General features: G+C 68.1%; 20 protein-coding genes. 6 read left to right on the top strand and 14 right to left on the bottom strand.

Translation table 11 applies throughout. The annotated features are described in order from the left end of the window. Positions 1-7 precede the first annotated feature (7 nt). Positions 8-1,138 carry a flagellar biosynthesis protein FlhB gene (gene flhB, locus ACPEH1_RS13140; protein ID WP_017356089.1) on the bottom strand — a complete coding sequence of 377 codons (1,131 nt, stop codon included), beginning with the start codon at positions 1,136-1,138 and terminating at the stop codon, positions 8-10. A gap of 252 nt (positions 1,139-1,390) precedes the next feature. Here flhB and ACPEH1_RS13135 point away from each other — a divergent pair, with 252 nt between their 5' ends. The 6 genes from ACPEH1_RS13135 (at position 1,391) to ACPEH1_RS13110 (ending at position 5,342) form a co-directional block, all read left to right on the top strand. After that, positions 1,391-1,798: a PAAR domain-containing protein gene (locus tag ACPEH1_RS13135; RefSeq protein WP_423715905.1), complete on the top strand. Its 408-nt coding sequence runs from the start codon at positions 1,391-1,393 to the stop codon at positions 1,796-1,798. Next, positions 1,795-2,643, top strand: coding sequence for a DUF4123 domain-containing protein (locus ACPEH1_RS13130; RefSeq protein WP_423715904.1), 849 nt, complete (start codon positions 1,795-1,797; stop codon positions 2,641-2,643). The genes ACPEH1_RS13135 and ACPEH1_RS13130 overlap by 4 nt, the downstream gene beginning before the upstream one ends. Then, complete coding sequence (locus tag ACPEH1_RS13125; protein WP_423715903.1) at positions 2,643-3,359, top strand: Tox-REase-5 domain-containing protein; 717 nt, start codon at positions 2,643-2,645, stop codon at positions 3,357-3,359. The genes ACPEH1_RS13130 and ACPEH1_RS13125 overlap by 1 nt, the downstream gene beginning before the upstream one ends. Further along, positions 3,356-4,114, top strand: a complete 759-nt coding sequence (locus tag ACPEH1_RS13120; protein WP_423715902.1) for a hypothetical protein — start codon at positions 3,356-3,358, stop codon at positions 4,112-4,114. The genes ACPEH1_RS13125 and ACPEH1_RS13120 overlap by 4 nt, the downstream gene beginning before the upstream one ends. Positions 4,115-4,197: 83 nt before the next feature. Continuing rightward, the gene (locus tag ACPEH1_RS13115) at positions 4,198-4,578 is read left to right on the top strand and encodes a Tox-REase-5 domain-containing protein (protein ID WP_423715901.1); all 381 of its coding nucleotides are present in this window, start codon (positions 4,198-4,200) and stop codon (positions 4,576-4,578) included. Next, positions 4,575-5,342 carry a hypothetical protein gene (locus tag ACPEH1_RS13110; protein WP_423715900.1) on the top strand — a complete coding sequence of 256 codons (768 nt, stop codon included), beginning with the start codon at positions 4,575-4,577 and terminating at the stop codon, positions 5,340-5,342. The genes ACPEH1_RS13115 and ACPEH1_RS13110 overlap by 4 nt, the downstream gene beginning before the upstream one ends. A gap of 15 nt (positions 5,343-5,357) precedes the next feature. On the opposite strand, the gene ACPEH1_RS13105 is transcribed toward ACPEH1_RS13110, so the two are convergent. The 13 genes from ACPEH1_RS13105 to fliG form a co-directional block, all read right to left on the bottom strand. After that, positions 5,358-7,511, bottom strand: a complete 2,154-nt coding sequence (locus ACPEH1_RS13105) for a putative bifunctional diguanylate cyclase/phosphodiesterase (protein ID WP_423715899.1) — start codon at positions 7,509-7,511, stop codon at positions 5,358-5,360. A 203-nt stretch (positions 7,512-7,714) separates the two neighbouring features. Next, a complete protein-coding gene (gene fliR, locus ACPEH1_RS13100) occupies positions 7,715-8,506 on the bottom strand; it encodes a flagellar biosynthetic protein FliR (protein ID WP_423715898.1) in 792 nt (263 codons plus the stop codon). A gap of 13 nt (positions 8,507-8,519) precedes the next feature. Beyond that, a complete protein-coding gene (locus ACPEH1_RS13095) occupies positions 8,520-8,789 on the bottom strand; it encodes a flagellar biosynthetic protein FliQ (RefSeq protein WP_017356083.1) in 270 nt (89 codons plus the stop codon). 7 nt (positions 8,790-8,796) lie between these two features. Then, positions 8,797-9,579 (bottom strand): flagellar type III secretion system pore protein FliP, encoded by a 783-nt coding sequence (gene fliP / locus ACPEH1_RS13090; protein WP_287255042.1) that lies wholly within the window; start codon positions 9,577-9,579, stop codon positions 8,797-8,799. A 1-nt stretch (position 9,580) separates the two neighbouring features. Further along, positions 9,581-9,967, bottom strand: a complete 387-nt coding sequence (gene fliO / locus ACPEH1_RS13085) for a flagellar biosynthetic protein FliO (RefSeq protein ID WP_026070776.1) — start codon at positions 9,965-9,967, stop codon at positions 9,581-9,583. Between the two features lie 11 nt (positions 9,968-9,978). Further along, positions 9,979-10,317, bottom strand: coding sequence for a flagellar motor switch protein FliN (fliN, locus tag ACPEH1_RS13080; protein ID WP_136004066.1), 339 nt, complete (start codon positions 10,315-10,317; stop codon positions 9,979-9,981). Beyond that, the gene (gene fliM, locus ACPEH1_RS13075) at positions 10,314-11,321 is read right to left on the bottom strand and encodes a flagellar motor switch protein FliM (RefSeq protein ID WP_017356079.1); all 1,008 of its coding nucleotides are present in this window, start codon (positions 11,319-11,321) and stop codon (positions 10,314-10,316) included. Before fliM ends, fliN begins: the two co-directional genes overlap by 4 nt. Positions 11,322-11,330: 9 nt before the next feature. Further along, entirely contained in the window at positions 11,331-11,861 is a 531-nt protein-coding gene (locus ACPEH1_RS13070) for a flagellar basal body-associated FliL family protein (RefSeq protein ID WP_017356078.1), read from the bottom strand. Between the two features lie 108 nt (positions 11,862-11,969). Beyond that, positions 11,970-13,097: a flagellar hook-length control protein FliK gene (locus tag ACPEH1_RS13065; RefSeq protein ID WP_287255035.1), complete on the bottom strand. Its 1,128-nt coding sequence runs from the start codon at positions 13,095-13,097 to the stop codon at positions 11,970-11,972. After that, positions 13,094-13,552: a flagellar export protein FliJ gene (gene fliJ, locus ACPEH1_RS13060; RefSeq protein WP_136004070.1), complete on the bottom strand. Its 459-nt coding sequence runs from the start codon at positions 13,550-13,552 to the stop codon at positions 13,094-13,096. The genes ACPEH1_RS13065 and fliJ overlap by 4 nt, the downstream gene beginning before the upstream one ends. 3 nt (positions 13,553-13,555) lie before the next feature. Continuing rightward, positions 13,556-14,938, bottom strand: coding sequence for a FliI/YscN family ATPase (locus ACPEH1_RS13055; protein ID WP_423715897.1), 1,383 nt, complete (start codon positions 14,936-14,938; stop codon positions 13,556-13,558). Then, positions 14,935-15,570, bottom strand: coding sequence for a FliH/SctL family protein (locus tag ACPEH1_RS13050; protein ID WP_017354519.1), 636 nt, complete (start codon positions 15,568-15,570; stop codon positions 14,935-14,937). The genes ACPEH1_RS13055 and ACPEH1_RS13050 overlap by 4 nt, the downstream gene beginning before the upstream one ends. Continuing rightward, the coding region (gene fliG, locus ACPEH1_RS13045) for a flagellar motor switch protein FliG (RefSeq protein WP_423715896.1) at positions 15,567-16,223 on the bottom strand (657 nt) is incomplete at its 5' end. The genes fliG and ACPEH1_RS13050, both read right to left, overlap by 4 nt.

Below are 16,223 nucleotides of genomic sequence, written 5' to 3'. Positions count from 1 at the left end.
TGGGCGCTCACGGGCGGGCTCCGTTGGTGAATTCTTCAATGTCGATGCGCGGCGAGGCCGGCATCGGGCCGGAACGCCAGCTGCGCAGCTGGTAGACGTAGGACAGGACCTGGGCGACGGCCGAATACAGTCTCACGGGGATTTCCTTGCCGAGTTGGCCTTCCCGATACAAGGCGCGTGCCAAAGGCGGCGCGGAGACAATGGCGACCTTGTTGCCGTCGGCCACTTCGCGGATGCGCAAGGCGGTTTCATCCACCCCCAGGGCCACCACGGTAGGGGCGCCCATCCTGCCGCCGTCGTACTTCAGGGCCACGGCGTAGTGGGTCGGGTTGACCACCACCACGTCAGCGGTAGGCACCGCTTCCATCATCCGTCGGTTGGACATCTGCTGCTGCAGCTGGCGGATGCGGCCCTTCACCTCGGGGCTGCCCTCGCTCTCCTTCATTTCCCGGCGCAGCTCTTCCCGGGTCATCTTCAGCTTGCGCATCCAGTTCCAGCGCTGGTACGGCGCATCGATCGCCGCGAGCAGCAGCATCGCGCCGCCGGTGGCCAGCATCAGCTTCAGGGTGAAGCCAAGCCCATGCACCATCGCCGCTTCCAGCGGCTGGTGGAGCAGGGCGCGCAACGGCTGGATACCCCCCCAGACCACCAGTCCGGCCGCCGTGCCGACAAACGCGATGCGCAGCAGCGACTTGGTGAACTCGGCGATCGCCTCGGGGCCGTACAGGCGCTTCATCCCGGCCATCGGGCTGAGCCGCTTCACATCGGGCATCAGGGATTTGTTGGACCAGCGCAGGCCGCCCATCACCACCGGTGACAGGAAGCTGGCCAGCAGGCACACCACCACCAGCGGCCACAGCGCCAGCAGCAGCTGGGCCAGGCTCTCGCCGAAATGGCCGAACAGGGCCATCGGGTTCTGGCGGAGACCGGGTTCGGGGCTCAGCGCCTGCTTCATCCAGGCCTGCGCGTTGCGTGAAATGCCGCCGGAGAAGGCCATCAGCGCCAGTACACCGGCGCCGAACACCGCGGCCGTGGCCAGCTCGCGCGAGCGCGGGATGTTGCCCTGCTCGCGGGCGTCGCGCAGCCGTTTCTCGGTCGGTTGTTCGGTTTTTTCGCCGGCTTGTTCGTTCTCGGACATCGGGGCACGACACGGGGGAGGATTCTTCCAAGTGCGTGCAAGATCCGTTCCGTTTCGTTTCGACGCCGGCCAGGGCGGGGGCAGGCCGCGGGGCAGGGCAGTCGCGACATCCGGCGGGGCAGGCCGCCTGCCCGCCATCGCCCGTGTCACAGGGGAGCATCGGGCGCGCCGGCAGATTCGGTCGATTCCGATGGCGACGCCGGCGCTGAGCGGGGGACAGTCCTGGCCCCAGGGAAGGCACAGGAGAGGGCCATGCGCAGCTACTGGATCGTTGTTGGTGACACCACCAGCAGGTGCGGCCGGGTGATCACCGGCTCGCCGTTCACCGATATCGAGGGCGCTGCAGTGGCGCGCGTGGGCGACTACGCCACCTGTCCGCTGCACGGGGGCGCGTTCGCCATCGTCGGTGGAGATCCGACCCTGCGCGTGGATGGCCAGACTGTCGCGCTGGACGGGGATCTGCTTGCGTGTGGCTGCCAACTGCGCTCGACCGTGCAGCGTTTGGTGTACGTGGAGGCGGCGCCCGCGCCGGCGAAGGAAGACGTCGCGGGACCGGCAGTTATCTGCGCGCCGGCAGCCGCGTCCAGTGCGCCGCCGGTCTGTCTGGAGAGCCTGATGGACGCCGCACGGTCCGGCACGCCGATGGTGCGCCTGGAATGAGTGCGTTGCAGGACTACGCCCTGGTTGACTGTGCCGCGTCACCGGGGCGCATCGGCGACCTGCGCCACTACGTCGCCAGTGCGGGGGTGGTCGCGCGATGCCTGTTCACCGACCGTCCCGAGGCCACGCATGCCGACGCGGCCCCTTGGCTGATCGCGCTGCCGCGGGGCGCGCTCCAGCAGCCGGTGGAACGCTGGCGGGTGACGCTGGGCGGCACGGCGGCCGGCGTCACCCGGGTCTGGGCGGCGGGCGGGTTCGAGGCGTTGTTCGATCACCTGCAGGCACGCCTCGAACTGCGCCTCCCGGATGGCCAGCGTGCGTTGATGCGCTTCTACTGCCCGCGTGCTTGGCGGCGCTATGGAGACGTGTTGACCCCGGCTCAGCAGCGCGACCTGCTCGGCCCCGTGCGAGTGTGGGAGACGACCCTGCAGGGGCGCCCCGTCACGGTGCGGGCGGACCCGGAAACCGAACCGTCGGGCACCGGCCCGCTGCAGCTCTCTGCAGGACAGTACGCCGCGCTGAGCCTGCCCGATGCAGCGGACTGGGCGCCCGCGATGGCGGCCGAAGTCCGCCACGATTACCCTGACGCCACGTTCGCTGTCGCCGACGATGCATTGCGGGCGACCGTGCACGACAGCTACCGGCACGCGGTGCGTGCACTGCGCATCACCCATCTGCCCACGCTGGTGCGCTGGGTGAAAGCGGACGTGGCCTGGGCACGCACGCTGCGCGACCACGCCGTGACCGGCGTGTGGTTCAACAGCACCGACCAGCCCAACGTGACGGCTGCCGACCTGCTCGCGTTGCTTGCCTCGCCACACCTGTCCCACCGAAAGGAGCGTTGATGGGTGCACTTCCCTTGCCCCTGCCACTTCCGCCGCCGCCCCCGGCTCATCCCGGCGGCTGGGACCCGACCCGCGAGGTGCCCACCGGGCCGAGCATCGGCCAGGTCTGGGCGGACATCCAGCGCGCCGTGGGTATCGGTACCGATACCGTAGTGGAGCCGTCGGTGCAGGCGCGCGATACCGACTGCGCGCAGACCAGCAATCAGAACGCCTGCACGACGTGCAAGCTGGCGCAGGGCTATCTGACGCCGGCCAACTACATCATTCCGTACAGGCAGTTCCGTGATTTCGACTACCAGTGCCGCCTCGCCAACCGTTACGCGGCACCGGAACGCTTCGACTACACGTACGGCGGAACGACGATGGACCGGCTACTGGCCAGGATGCCTAAGTCCAAGAACGAAATCACGATCACCGAATGGCTGCACGGCGCGATCCGGTTTGATGGATTCTGGCGTTCGCGGTGCACGGTGGTTGAGGCGAAGGGGCACTACCAGCAGTTCTTTGAGAGTGACGGAGAACTGCAAGGCTGGGCCAGATTCAGGTCGCCGAATGTAGTTGAAAGCTGGATGCGTCAATTGAGCGCCCAGTCGCTGCATGTCCATCGACAAGGTGCTCCCGCAAAGCTGGAGTGGCATTTTCTGCAGCGCCTTTGCTATGAAGCAGCCTCCAAGGCATTTGGGCCGTTGTCATCCGCTTGCCGGTACTCCCCATGACGATGAGAAGTGTGCTCGTCGAGGCCATTCTCCCCGAACGTTCGATGACGTCCGAGGCTGTGCATGATTGCCTCGTGCGCATGCTCGAAAAGCTGCAGGGCGTGTTTCCGCCCCCGTCAGCGTGGGTCTCCCTGCCTCGAGCGCCGGATCGCGGTCTGATGCCACTTTCCAATCCGCGCGGGTTCATGGAGAGGATGCAGCGCTACGCAGACGCCGATCGCGTTGACTACGGCACATTGCCCAGCACGGTCGAGGGTGTCATCACGACAGCACACACCCCCGCTGCATGGTTGTCCCCCGGCCGTGTGGAGATTGCGCTCAGGCCCTGGTTTGGCGTCTGTACGATCTCCCTGTATCAGCCTGTGGAAGCGTTCGGACGTGATGGCACGCTGCAGATGGTGCGCAGCGTCGTGGCGGCCCTTGCAGAGGTGTTGGGTGTCCTTCACATTGCTACCGACGTGACATGCGCTCTCCCTGATGGAGAGGGTTTCGACACTTACGTCCAGCACCACCGCCTGTTTCCCCATCGCCGCTGGCTAGGCTGGATGGGGTTCGTCCCCGAACTGGTTCCGCACCGGTACATCCCTGAAGCTGCCTCGGTCCACGTGGTGAAAGGCTGCCGCACGATCATCGTGTCCGTAGAAGGCTGCCTGGACCTGCGCAACAAGGCGCACCTGCGCCAGGTGCACGAGGTGGAAGCGCGGATGGCGCAGCTGGGGCTGCTGGATCTCACCGACGCGACACTGCTCGAGTGACCCGGCCGGGTGGGGAGAGGTCTGCGTCCGCGCTCCACTCCGGTGCTACTTCCACCCGTGGCCGCGGATGGACATGGAGCTGCATGAAGCGCTGCGCGTCCAACGGGACGATGGACCGGGTGCTGGCCAGGATGCCGACGTCCAGGACCGCAATCACGATCACCGAATGGCGGCACGGCGCGATCCGCTTCGACGGGTTCTGGCGATCGCGCTGTACGGTGATCGAGGCGAAGGGGCATTACCAGCAGTTTTTCGACGGAGAAGGACAGCTTCATGCATGGGCGGCGCGTCGTACGCCCTCGATCCTCGACAGCTGGCTCAGACAGTCCAGAACCCAGTACGCGCAAGTTGTCGCGTTGGGTCCTCCCGGCAGACTGGAATGGCACTTTCTGGAACCAGGGTGTTTCAAGACGGCGCAGAAAGCGTTCGACGCATTGGCAGCCATCTGCAGATACTCACCATGAGCGCAATGTTCAGAAGCACAATCAATGCCGTGATACGGGAGGAGGCGCTGAGCGCGACCGAGGTGTACGAGCGCATGAGCGCTCTCGCCGATAGCCTCTCCTCTGTCCACCCGCTTCTTCGGGCGTGGGTGGAGCCTCCACGCCGGGGCGACCCTGGTGCAGTCGAGCTTGCCGATGCAAGCAGGTTCAAGAGACGAATCGAGCGGAACGCGGCTGAGGATGCGCATTCCTACCCAACGCTGCCCACGGCTGGGGGTGCCGAAGCGAGTCTGAGAAATGCCCGTACCGATGCGGACTGGGCGAAGGCCGGTCGCACGATCATCAGCTATACGCCGTGGTGCGGTCGCCTGGAGCTGGACATCAAGGATCCCGTGGGAGCATTCGGCGAACGTCTGGCGCCCGTCGTCGTCCGCGGCTGTATCGCGGCCCTGGCCGAGACGCTGGGTACGTCGTTCATCGCGGCGGATGTGTACGCGTGGCGTAAGAATGAAGAGGGATACGACACGTACGCGCTCGACCATCGCCTGTTCCCCCATCGCCGCTGGCTCGGCTGGATGGGGTTTGTCCCCGAACTGGTTCCGCATCGTTACCTCCCCGAAGCTGCCGCCGTCCATGTGGTCACGGGCTGCGGCACGATCATCGTGGCCGTGGACGGCTGCCTGGACCTGCGCAACAGGGCGCACCTGCGGCAGATCCACGAGGTGGAAGCGCGGATGGCGCAGCTGGGGCTGCTGGATGTCACCGACGCGACGCTGCTGGAGTGACCCGGCCGGGCCCGCTCAGCCGGCCGGGTGGCCCGGAGGCGAGAGGCCCTCGTCCGTGCTCCAGTCCGGAGCCACCTCGACCCGCGGCCGCGGATGGTCATGCAGCTGCATGAAGCGCTGGGCATCCACCGGCCGGCCGAGCAGATAGCCCTGCAGGTAATCGCAGCCCAGCCGTTCCAGATACGCGCGCTGGCCGGTGGTCTCCACGCCTTCGGCGACAATGTCCATGTCCAGCGCATGGCCCAGGGCGACGATCGCCGAGACGATCACCACATCCTCCGAACTGTTCTCCAGGTCGCGCACGAACGCATGGTCGATCTTGATCTCGCTGGCCGGCAGCCGCTTGAGGTACAGCAGGCTGGAATAGCCGGTACCGAAATCGTCGATGGAGATGCCGACCCCCAGCGTGGCCAGTGACTGCAGCAGGCGCAGGCTGGCTTCCGTGTCGCGCATGACGGTGTTCTCGGTGATCTCCAGGATCAGCCGGCGCGGGTCCATGCGATGGGTCTGCAGCACGCGCCGCACGTCGTGCAGCAGGTCCGGCGAGCTGAACTGGACCGGCGACAGGTTGACCGACACGGTCCAGCTGTCGTGGCCGGCGTCGTGCCACTCGCGCAGCTGCCGGCAGGCTTCGTCCAGCGCCCAGCGGCCGATCTCGTTGATCACGCCGCTGCGTTCGGCGAGCCGGATGAAACGTTCGGTGGGCACCAGTCCGTGCTGCGGGTGGCGCCAGCGGATCAGGGCCTCGGCGCCACAGACGGTGTGGGCCGCCACGCGGGTCTTGGGCTGGTAATGCAGGAACAGCTGGTCGGTGCCGATCGCCCGGCGCAGATCGGCGAGCAGCTGGAACTGCTGCTCGGCGCTGTCGTTCATCCAGTCAGAAAACAGCACCTGCGCATTGCGGCCGGCTTCCTTGGCCTGGTACATCGCCGCGTCGGCGAAGGCCATCAGCTGCCGCTCGCTGGCGGCATGATCGGGGCAGATGGCGATGCCGATGCTGGCGGTGACCTGCAGCTCGTGGTCGGGCAGCAGCGGCTCGCGGCCGATGGTCTGGATGATGCGGCTGGCCAGGGCGGCGATGTCCTCGCCGTTGTCGATGCCGACCACCAGCACGAACTCGTCGCCGCCCAACCGTGCGAGCACGTCATCGGGGCGCAGCAGCTGGCGGGTGCGCTCGGCCACGGCGACCAGCAGGGCGTCGCCGGTCTGGTGGCCATACGCATCGTTCACCTGCTTGAATCCGTCCAGATCCATGAACATCACGGCAAACCGGGTGCCGTTGCGCTCGGCCCGGCTCAGCGACTGCTCGATGTGCTGCTGGAGCAGCAGCCGGTTGGGCAGGCGGGTGAGCGGATCGTGGAGGGCGGCCTGGGTCAGTTCGGCCTGGGCGTCGTAAAGGGAGGTGCGCAGGTCCGAGTTGCGCACCCGCAGCAGGTGCGACTGCATGCGCTGGTCCAGCCAGGACACCACCAGCACGATGGTCAGGATCGAGATGGTGAGTACCAGCACGATCGCCGCCAGCCACTGCGTCTGCAGCCCGTCCCGACCGGCCGCGCCGCAGATGCTGCCGGCGGGAAATCGCGCGGCTGCCATGCCGGTGTAATGCATGCCCACGATGGCGGTGCCGAGCAGAACCGCCGGCGCCAGCCGGTCGCGCAGGCGGCGTTGGCTGCCGCGCAGGCGGAAGGCCACGAACAGGGCGGTCCAGGAGGCGGCCACGGCGATCAGCACCGAGGCCACGAACCAGGCCGGGTCGTACACGATCCCCGGCTGCATGCGCATCGCGGCCATGCCCAGGTAGTGCATCGAGGCAATGCCGATGCCCATCAGCAGGGCCCCCAGTGCCAGCCGCGTGTGCGGCAGGGTGGGCAGCGAGACCAGCCACAGGGCGAATACGGAAGAGGCGATCGCGGCCAGCAGCGACGTCCCGGTGATGGCGATGTCATAGCCCAGCGGGATGGGCAGGCGGAAGGCCAGCATGCCGATGAAGTGCATCGACCAGATGCCGAGCCCCATCGCACATCCCCCGCCGGCGAGCCAGAGCGCGGTCTGGCGCCGGCTCGGCGCGGTGGTGACCCGTGCGGCCATGTCCAGCGCGGTGAAGGACGCCATCACGGCGACCAGGAGCGAGATCAGTACGAGGGACGGGGCGTAGCTGCCGACGAGCATGGGTGACTCTCCCTGGCCTGCACGAATGCGATGGCATGGCGTACACCGCCGTGATCACCGAGGATGCGCAATGGCACCCTCACCGGCAGTCTCCCCATGACTCCGATGAAACGAACGCTACCCGTGAAGACTACCGCGATGCCCGGGGGGTCTCGCAAGAGCCGCAGCACGAATCCGTGACGGAACGTGCATCGCGACCCGGCTCAGCGCGTCACGCCGTCGGCAGCCTGGAACGCGGCGTCGAACAGGCGCTGCACCGGCGGGCCCATTTCACCGGCCAGCACGGTCAGCAGGAACAGGCCGAGCAGCAGGGCCACCGGCAGGCCAAGCTGGATCGGGTTGAGCGCCGGCGCCGCCCGGGCCAGCACACCGAAGGCCAGGTTGACCGCCAGCATCGCCACGGTGAGCGGCAGGGCCAGGGTCAGCGCGCCGCGGAACACCTGCAGCAGAAAGGTCGGGGCAGCACTGAGAAACGCATCGACATTGGGCAGCTCGGCACCGATCGGCACGGCTTTGTAACTGTCCATCAGCAGCGAGATCAGCGCGAGGTGCCCGTTGGAGGTGAAGAACAGCAGGCCGAACAGCAGGTAGAACCATTGTCCGATCACGCCGGAGCTGCCGCCGCGCAGCGGATCGCTCATCTGCGCGAACGCCAGGCCGGTGCCTTGGGCGACCAGTTCGCCGGCCATCGCCCCGGCCTCGAACACCAGCCGCAGCAGGAAGCCGATCGACACGCCGATGGCCAGTTCGCGCGCGATGCTCAATACGGTGGCGGCGTCGAACCCGGTCCAGGCTGGCACGGGCGGCAGCATCGGCGACAGGGCGATGGCCAGCGCACCGGCCAGCATCACCCGCACCCGTTGCGGCACCGCGCGGGTACCGATCAATGGCATCGCCATGACCATCGCGCCGATGCGCAGCATGGTCCACAGGATGGTGCCGATCATGCCGAAGGCCTGCAGGCCATCGGCAGCCATCTGAGTGGCCGAATCCATCGTGCGTGCCTGCCTAGCCGATGAGGTGGGGAATGCGCTGGAACAGCAGCGTGGTGTATTCCACCAGGTGGCCGATCAGCAGGCTGCCGAGCGCGAACAGGACGGCGGTCAGCGCGGCGGCCTTGGCCACGAAGGCGATAGTGGGCTCGTTGAGCTGGGTGGCGGCCTGCACCACGCCGACCACCACGCCGACGATCAGCACGGTGAGCAGCAGCGGGCCGGCAACCCACAGCACGGTGATCAGGCCACCGCGCAGTTCGGTAAGGGCAAGTTCGGGCGTCATGGCGACCTCAGACCGCGTTGAAGCTGGCGGCAAGCGTGCCGACCACCAGGACCCAGCCGTCGACCAGCACGAACAGCAGGATCTTGAACGGGGCCGAGACCAGCATGGGCGACAGCATCATCATGCCCATCGACATCAGCACGCTGGCCACGACCAGATCGATGATCACGAACGGAATGAAAATCAGGAAGCCGATCTCGAAGGCGGTCTTCAGCTCGCTGGTGACGAACGAGGCCACCAGCACCGGGAACGGAATCGCATCCGGGCTGGCGTAGGTGCCGTGGCCGGCCATGCCGGCGAAGGTCATCAGGTCGGTCTCGCGGATCTGCGCCAGCATGAAGGCGCGCAGCGGCTGGGTGGTCAGCGTCCAGGCGGTCTGGAAGTCGATCTCACCGTTGAGGTAGGGCGCCATGCCACTGCCCCAGGCCTTCTGCCACACCGGCAGCATCACCATTGCAGTCAGGAACAGGGCCAGGCCGAGCAGCACCTGGTTCGACGGGGTCTGCCCGGTGCCCAGTGCCTGGCGCAGCAGACCCAGCACGATGATGATGCGGGTGAAAGCGGTCAACACCAGCAGCATCGACGGAATCAGCGTGATCGCCGTCATCAGCAGCAGCGTCTGCAGCGGCAGGCTCACCGGCTGGCCGCCGATCTTGCCGACGTTCACGTCCGGCAGCGACGGCGTGCCGGGCAGGCCGGGGGCGGCCCAGGCCAGTGCCGGCAGCGCGCACAGCGCCAGCAGCATCAGCAGGGGCAGGTAATGGGTCCAGGGGTTACGAGGGCCACGCATGTCAGGAGTCCTTGCGCAGCCGCTGTTGCAGCATCTGCGCGAAATTCGGCAAGTGTTTGAAGTCCGGCAGCCGCGCCGGGGCAGGCGTCGGCAACGGTTCGGGCAGGCGGTGCAGGGCGTTGATGCCACCGGCGGTGACGCCGAGCAGCAACTGCTCGCCGTTGACCTCCACGACCACCACGCGCTCCTTGGCGCCGACGGTCAGGCTGGCCACCACGCGCAGGCCTTCGGCAGGGCGGAAGCCGCTGCCCGGCATGCGCCTGAGCACCCAGCCCAGGCCGACGATCAGGGCCAACACCGCCAGCAGCGCCAGCACGGCACCGAACATGCTCGGTGCGGCAGCGGCGTGCTGGCCCACCTTGGCGGTGGTGGTGCCGGCGGCGATCAGCGCCCAGGCGCTCAACGCAGTCTCCGGATCCGTTCGCTCGGGCTGACCACGTCGGTCAGGCGCACGCCGAAGCGATCGTTGATGACCACCACTTCGCCGTGGGCGATCAGGGTGCCGTTGACGAAGACGTCCAGCGACTCGCCGGCACCACGCTCCAGTTCCACCACCGAGCCCTGGTTGAGCTGCAGGAGGTTGCGGATCGGCAGGCGCGCGCGACCCACTTCCAATGACAGCGTGACCGGCACATCGAGGATCACATCCAGGTTGAGGTCGGTGCTGCCGGGGATCTCGTCGGACTGCAGGTTGGTGAACTGGGCCGGTGCCGGCGCGTTGGTGTCGATGTCGTTCATTGCGGGTCTTCCTGGATTACGGGAACGCGCGGGCGGACGCCCGGGGGGTGGGTGGCGGTGATCTTCACTGCGTTGCTGCCGTTGGCGATGCCGAACTCGCCGGTGAACACCGGGATGTTCTCCACGCACACCGGCACCTGCGCCGGCAGCTCGATCGGGAGGATGTCGCCGATCTTCAGGCGGGTCAGTTCGCGCAGGCTCATGCGCTTGCTGGCCAGCACGCTGGACAGGGTGACTTCGGCGATGTTGAGCTGTTCGCGCAGCATCACGCCCCAGCTGGCATCGCGGTCGTTGCGGTCGCTCTGGATGCCGGCGTCGAGCAGCTCGCGGATCGGTTCGAGCATCGAGTAGGGCAGGGTGACGTGGATGTCGCCGCCGCCGCCATCGAGTTCGACGTGCAGCCGGCAGACCACCACGTACTCGCGCGGCGTCACGATGTTGGCGAAGTGCGGGTTGATCTCGGAGTTGATGTACTCCAGCTCGACGTCCATCACCGGCGCCCATGCTTCCTGCAGGTCGGCGAAGGTCTGCTTGAGCAGCAGGTGGATGACCCGCATTTCCGTGGCAGTGAATTCGCGGCCTTCGATACGGGTCGGGTAACGCCCGTCGCCGCCGAAGAAGTTGTCGACGATGGCGAACACCAGGGTCGGCTCGAACACGATCAGCCCGGTACCACGCAGGGGTTTGAAGCGGATCAGGTTCAGATTGGTCGGCACGTAGAGCGAGTGCATGTAATCGTTGAATTTGATCAGCTCGATGCCGCGCACCGACAGCTCGGCGGAACGCCGGATCAGGTTGAACAGGCCGATCCGCCACAGGCGGGCGAAGCGCTCGTTGACCATCTCCAGGGTCGGCATGCGACCGCGGATGATGCGGTCCTGGCTGGCGAAATCGTAGGAGCGCGCCTCGCCGGGGGGCGCTGCGTCGATATCGGTTTCCACCGCACCGGAGTCCACGCCGTGCAGCAGGGCATCGATCTCGTCCTGGGAAAGCAGGTCATTCATGGCATGCCCTTACTGGGTCACGAAACTGGTGAACAGCAGTTCGTCCACGCCCTTGGTCCCGGTCTCGGCCTTGAGCAGCTTTTGCACTTCGGCCAGCGAGTCGGCCTGCAGGCGCTCCTTGCCGGCGCGGTCGGCGATCTGCGCCGGCTCGACCTGCGAGAACAGCATCAGCAGCTTGGCGCGGATGGCCGGGGCGTGAACCTTGATCGCTTCCATCGCGGCCGGATCGCGGGTCATCAGCTGCACCTCCACCTGCAGGTAGCGCGGACCGTCGAACGACCCGTTGAGGTTGACCACGAACGGCGGCTCCAGGCCGAAGTACTGCGCCGGGGCCGGCACGCCCTTGCTGGCGGTGGCCTTGGCCGGCTTTTCGTCGTGCTTGGACTGGGTGAAGTACCACACACCACCGCCGGCGGCACCGGCGGCGAGCACCGCAACCAGGGCGGTGATCAGAAGCGGACTGCGCGGCTTGGCGGCCTTGTCCTTTTCGGCGGATTTCTTGGTTTTGTCGGCGGCTGCGGCCACGGGGGGAAGCTCCATTGGATTGCTTCCTGGCTACATGCAAACGCTGTGCCTGAATGGCTCCGGCTGCGGTTGCCGGAAAATTGACGGGGGTGCGCACCGGCCGTTGGCCGGTACGCATACGCCTCACGCGTAGGCGTCGACCAGCCCACGCTGGCGCATCAGCTGCGCCGGGGAAACGGTGGCGTCCGCCAGTGACGGTTCGCCGTCGTCGCCAGCGAGGCCGGAGCGACCGTCGCCCGCCTTGCCGTCCTGGGCGGTCTGCTGCTGGCCCACGTCGGCGTTGCCCAGCTGGAAGCCCTGCTCGTTGAGCATCTCGCGCAGGCGCGGCAGGCTGCTTTCCAGCGCGTGGCGGACGTCGGCGTGCGCACTGGTGAAGGACGCATGCACCTTGTCGCCGTCCAGGTGCAGACGTACGTCGATCGGGCCCAGGTCGTCCGGGGTGATCCTGATGTGCGCGTGACCGATCTTCTGGTCGGCCAGCCAGCCGATGCGTGCGCTGACAGCGTCTTCGAAGTCGTCGCCGCCCAGGTGGGGGGTGGCCGTCGGCGCCCCGGTGAAGGGGGCCGCGGGGGCTGAGGTCTTCAGCTCGGCCGCAGCGTTCAGCGCGTGCAGGAGGGGCGTCGGCGGCGCATCGGCTCCGTCGCCAGCGGCGGTGATCGCATCGGTAACGGTCTTCAACAGTTCCGCGTCGGGGGTCGGCTCGGCATCAACCGGGAGCAGCAGCGCGGCTGGACCGGTGCCGGCATCGGCGGGCACGGCGAGAGGGCCGGTCGGGGCCCCCGTTGCCGCTGCAGGTGCCACCACGGCGCCGGGCAGGGTGGTTGTGGCCGTCGTGGTCGGCGGCGGGACGCTGGGCTGCGGCTCGACGCCGGCCAGCGCCAGGCCGGCCAGCCCGAGCGGTGGCCACGGTGCGGTGTCAGCCGGGTCGGTGCTGTCCTGCGCATCAGGCGTCGACGGGGTGCTGGCGGTCGCCTCGCTGGCGGTGTCGCCGTCGGTCGGGGGAGTCGTCTCGCGGCTGCCGCGTGTGGGGCGGTCGGCGCCGGTGCCGCGTCCGTCGTCGGCCGTCGGCGTGGCTGGCGCGGGCTTGCCGTCGCTGGCGCCGACGCGCTTGGCGCTGCCCGCGTCGTTCTTGAGCAGGGTGTCAAAGTCCCGGCGCGCGTCACCGTCACCGGTCCCGCTGCGCGGGGTGCCACCGCTCTTGCCGGCGGTGGCGGTGGCGGGGCTTCCGCCGAGCACGGAGGCGGGCGTCACGGCGTGCCTCCGTTGTCGCCGTCGCCGCGCTGCGCCTGGCGGCTGCGGCGCGCGCCGATGTCATCCATCTCGCGCTGGTCGCGGCGGTCGGTCAGCACTTTTTCCTGCGCCCGGTAGCTGGCGGCCAGCTGTTCCAGCACCTGCTTGTCGCGGCTGGCCAGGACCAGGCGTGCGCGCTCGGCCTCGACCTTCTCGCGGTTGGTGTCCACGGTCTGGCGCTGCTGCGCGACGGCGCTGTCCAGGCGGTCCAGGAAGGCGCGGCGGTTCATCAGCTGGGCCGGACTGGTGGCCGCCATCTGGGCGCTGGCGTATTCCTCGGCGTAGCGACGCAGTTCGTCCAGGCGCGACAGATGGGTGTCGAGCATGCGCTGGCGCTCGGCCAGATCACGGGCGACCTCGTCTTCGTGGTCCTGGGCGCGCTTGAGCAGGGGGTCGATTCGCTTGGACTGGATCATGGCTTAAGTCTCTGGTTCCACCAGCCGCTTCAGTGCGGCCTGGCTGTGCGGCAGGTCGGCTGCCTTGCCGACGTCCTGGCCGAGGAATTCAACGATGTCCGACCAGCGTTCCAGTGCTTCGTCGGTAGCGGGGTCGTTGCCGCGCTGATAGGCGCCGATGGCGATCAGGTCGCGGTTGGTCGAGTACGCCGAGATCAGACGCTTGAGCTTGCGGATGCGCAGGCGCCACGGTTCATCGGCGATTTCCGTGACCACGCGGCTGACCGAGGACTCCACGTCGATGGCCGGGTACAGACCGCTGTCGGCGACGCGGCGCGAGAGCAGGATGTGGCCGTCGAGAATGGCACGCGCCGCATCGGCGATCGGGTCCTGCGGATCATCGCCTTCGGTCAGCACGGTGTAGAACGCGGTGATCGAGCCGCGCCCCTTGGCACCATTGCCGGCGCGCTCGACCAGGGCCGGCAGCTTGGCGAACACCGACGGCGGGTAGCCGCGCGTGGTCGGCGGCTCACCGACCGACAGGCCGATCTCACGCTGGGCCTGCGCGAAGCGGGTCAGTGAATCCATCAGCAGCAGGACATTCAGGCCCTGGTCGCGGAACCACTCGGCAATGGCGGTGGCGCGGTAGGCACCGTGCAGACGGGCGAGCGGAGGCCGGTCGGCCGGGCTGGCCACGACCACGGCGCGGCGCAGCCCCTCTTCGCCAAGCGTGGTTTCGACAAAGTCGCGCACTTCGCGGCCACGCTCGCCGATCAGGCCAACCACGATCACGTCAGCGGCGGTGTAGCGGGTCATCATGCCCAGCAGGGTGGATTTGCCCACGCCGGAGCCGGCGAACAGACCCACGCGCTGGCCACGGCCGATCGGCAGCAGCGCGTTGATGGCGCGGACGCCGACGTCCAGCGGCTGGGTGATCGGCTCGCGCGCCAGCGGGTTGATCGAGACGCCGGCCATGCCCACGGTACCTTCGGCACGGATCGGGCCCTTGCCGTCCAGCGGCACGCCGTCGCTGTCGATGACGCGTCCGAGCAGGCCTTCGCCCACTTCCACGCCACCCCGTCCCAGTGCAGGGATCACGCGGGCATTCGGCAGCAGGCCGTGCAGCTCGGCGCTGGGCATCAGATAGGTACGTTCGCCGGCGAAGCCGACCACTTCGGCATCCACCCAGCCGCCGTCCATGACTTCGACCTTGCAGCTGGCGCCCAGCGGCGATTCGCAGCCCACCGCTTCCAGGGTCAGGCCCACCGCGCGGCGCAGCACGCCTTCGCGGATGAGGCCGCGCCCGTGCGCGGTATCGGGCTGGATGCCGTCCAGCCGAGCGGCCAGCCGCAGGTTGCGCGCGGCGGCCCACTCGGCGGCGGGCGCGGGAACGGTGTCGGTACTCATGCGCTGGCTCCAGCCTTGCGGATCACCGCATCGAGCGCGCCGCGCAGGCGGGCTTCCAGGGTGCCGTCGATGCGCACGGCCTCGGCATGGACGCGCAGATCGCCGCGGCTCAGGCTGAGGTCCGGGCTGAGGCGCTGGTGCGGGGCCAGCTGCAGCAGCGGGGTCAAGGCGGCGATATCGTCCGGGTGCAGGCGCACTTCCACCTCGCGCGTGGCCCCGCCGACCGCATCGATGGCTTCGCCGACCAGTTGCGCGAGCAGCGCCGGGTCGGCCTCGTAGGCACGCCCGACGAGCGTGCCGGCAATGCGGACCGCAAGTTCGCCGAGCGCGGCCACCACTTCATTCTCCAGCCGCACCAGCGGCCGGCTGAAGTTGTCGAGGATGCCTTCGATCTGCGCCGCCAGGCGGCGCACTTCGGCCTGGCCCTGGGCCTGCCCGTCGGCGTGGCCGCGCTCGAAGCCGTCCTTCTCGGCCTCGTCCTGGATCTGTTGGATCTCCTCCAGCGTCGGCAGCTGCAGGACCGGCTCCGGTTCGTGCTCCGGATCGGGCCCGGTGAGTTCGACGGTCTCCTCCACCGGCGGTTCGGGAACCGCCAGCAGGTCCGGGGCGAGCCAGCGCACGGCGTTGTTCACAGCATCGCCTCCGCGTTGCCGCCGATGGTGACGGTGCCTTCATCGGCCATGCGCTTGACGATCGCCAGGATCTCGCGCTGCGCGGTTTCCACATCCGACAGGCGCACCGGGCCACGGGCCTCCATGTCTTCGAGCAGGATCTCGGCGGCACGCTGGGACATGTTGCGGGTGATCTTGTCGCGCACCTTGATGTCGGCGCCGCGCAGGGCCAGGCCCAGGCGCTCGCCGCTGACTTCACGCAGCACCAGCTGCAGTTCGCGGTCTTCCAGGTCCACCAGGTCGTCGAACACGAACATCAGGTCCTGGATGCGCCCGGACAGCGGCGCGTCGATGCGCGCGATCTCGCCGAGAATCGCCTGGTCCTGGCCGCTGTCCATGAAGTTGAGGATGTTGGCGGCGCACTGGACGCCGCCGATGTTGGACGACTTCAGGTTCTGGTTGCCGGCGAACTGGCGCTCCATGATCTCGTTGAGTTCGTTGAGCGCGTTCGGCGGAATGCCGTCCAGGGTGGCGATGCGCAGCAGCACATCCACCCGGGTACGGTCGGGCAGCAGCTTGAGCGCGTCGGCGGCCTGGTCGGTTTCCAGGTGCGCCATCACGATCGCGATGATCTGCGGGTGCTCGTTGCGCACCAGGTCGGCCACGGCACGCGG

Source organism: Stenotrophomonas sp. NPDC077421 (genome assembly GCF_049545505.1).
GTDB lineage: Bacteria > Pseudomonadota > Gammaproteobacteria > Xanthomonadales > Xanthomonadaceae > Stenotrophomonas > Stenotrophomonas nematodicola.
The sequence above is the reverse complement of the archived record's forward strand: the minus strand, read 5'-3'. Positions and strand labels throughout refer to the sequence as shown.

Coding starts and splice junctions, on each gene's coding strand:
- ACPEH1_RS13055 (WP_423715897.1), bottom strand. CDS start 14,938: ATGAGTACCGACACCGTTCCCGCGCCCGCCGCCGAGTGGGCCGCCGCG.
- ACPEH1_RS13115 (WP_423715901.1), top strand. CDS start 4,198: ATGAAGCGCTGCGCGTCCAACGGGACGATGGACCGGGTGCTGGCCAGG.
- fliN (WP_136004066.1), bottom strand. CDS start 10,317: ATGAACGACATCGACACCAACGCGCCGGCACCGGCCCAGTTCACCAAC.
- fliP (WP_287255042.1), bottom strand. CDS start 9,579: ATGCGTGGCCCTCGTAACCCCTGGACCCATTACCTGCCCCTGCTGATG.
- ACPEH1_RS13125 (WP_423715903.1), top strand. CDS start 2,643: ATGGGTGCACTTCCCTTGCCCCTGCCACTTCCGCCGCCGCCCCCGGCT.
- ACPEH1_RS13110 (WP_423715900.1), top strand. CDS start 4,575: ATGAGCGCAATGTTCAGAAGCACAATCAATGCCGTGATACGGGAGGAG.
- fliM (WP_017356079.1), bottom strand. CDS start 11,321: ATGAATGACCTGCTTTCCCAGGACGAGATCGATGCCCTGCTGCACGGC.
- ACPEH1_RS13130 (WP_423715904.1), top strand. CDS start 1,795: ATGAGTGCGTTGCAGGACTACGCCCTGGTTGACTGTGCCGCGTCACCG.
- ACPEH1_RS13105 (WP_423715899.1), bottom strand. CDS start 7,511: ATGCTCGTCGGCAGCTACGCCCCGTCCCTCGTACTGATCTCGCTCCTG.
- ACPEH1_RS13120 (WP_423715902.1), top strand. CDS start 3,356: ATGACGATGAGAAGTGTGCTCGTCGAGGCCATTCTCCCCGAACGTTCG.
- ACPEH1_RS13135 (WP_423715905.1), top strand. CDS start 1,391: ATGCGCAGCTACTGGATCGTTGTTGGTGACACCACCAGCAGGTGCGGC.
- ACPEH1_RS13095 (WP_017356083.1), bottom strand. CDS start 8,789: ATGACGCCCGAACTTGCCCTTACCGAACTGCGCGGTGGCCTGATCACC.
- fliJ (WP_136004070.1), bottom strand. CDS start 13,552: ATGATCCAGTCCAAGCGAATCGACCCCCTGCTCAAGCGCGCCCAGGAC.
- ACPEH1_RS13070 (WP_017356078.1), bottom strand. CDS start 11,861: ATGGAGCTTCCCCCCGTGGCCGCAGCCGCCGACAAAACCAAGAAATCC.
- flhB (WP_017356089.1), bottom strand. CDS start 1,138: ATGTCCGAGAACGAACAAGCCGGCGAAAAAACCGAACAACCGACCGAG.
- fliR (WP_423715898.1), bottom strand. CDS start 8,506: ATGGATTCGGCCACTCAGATGGCTGCCGATGGCCTGCAGGCCTTCGGC.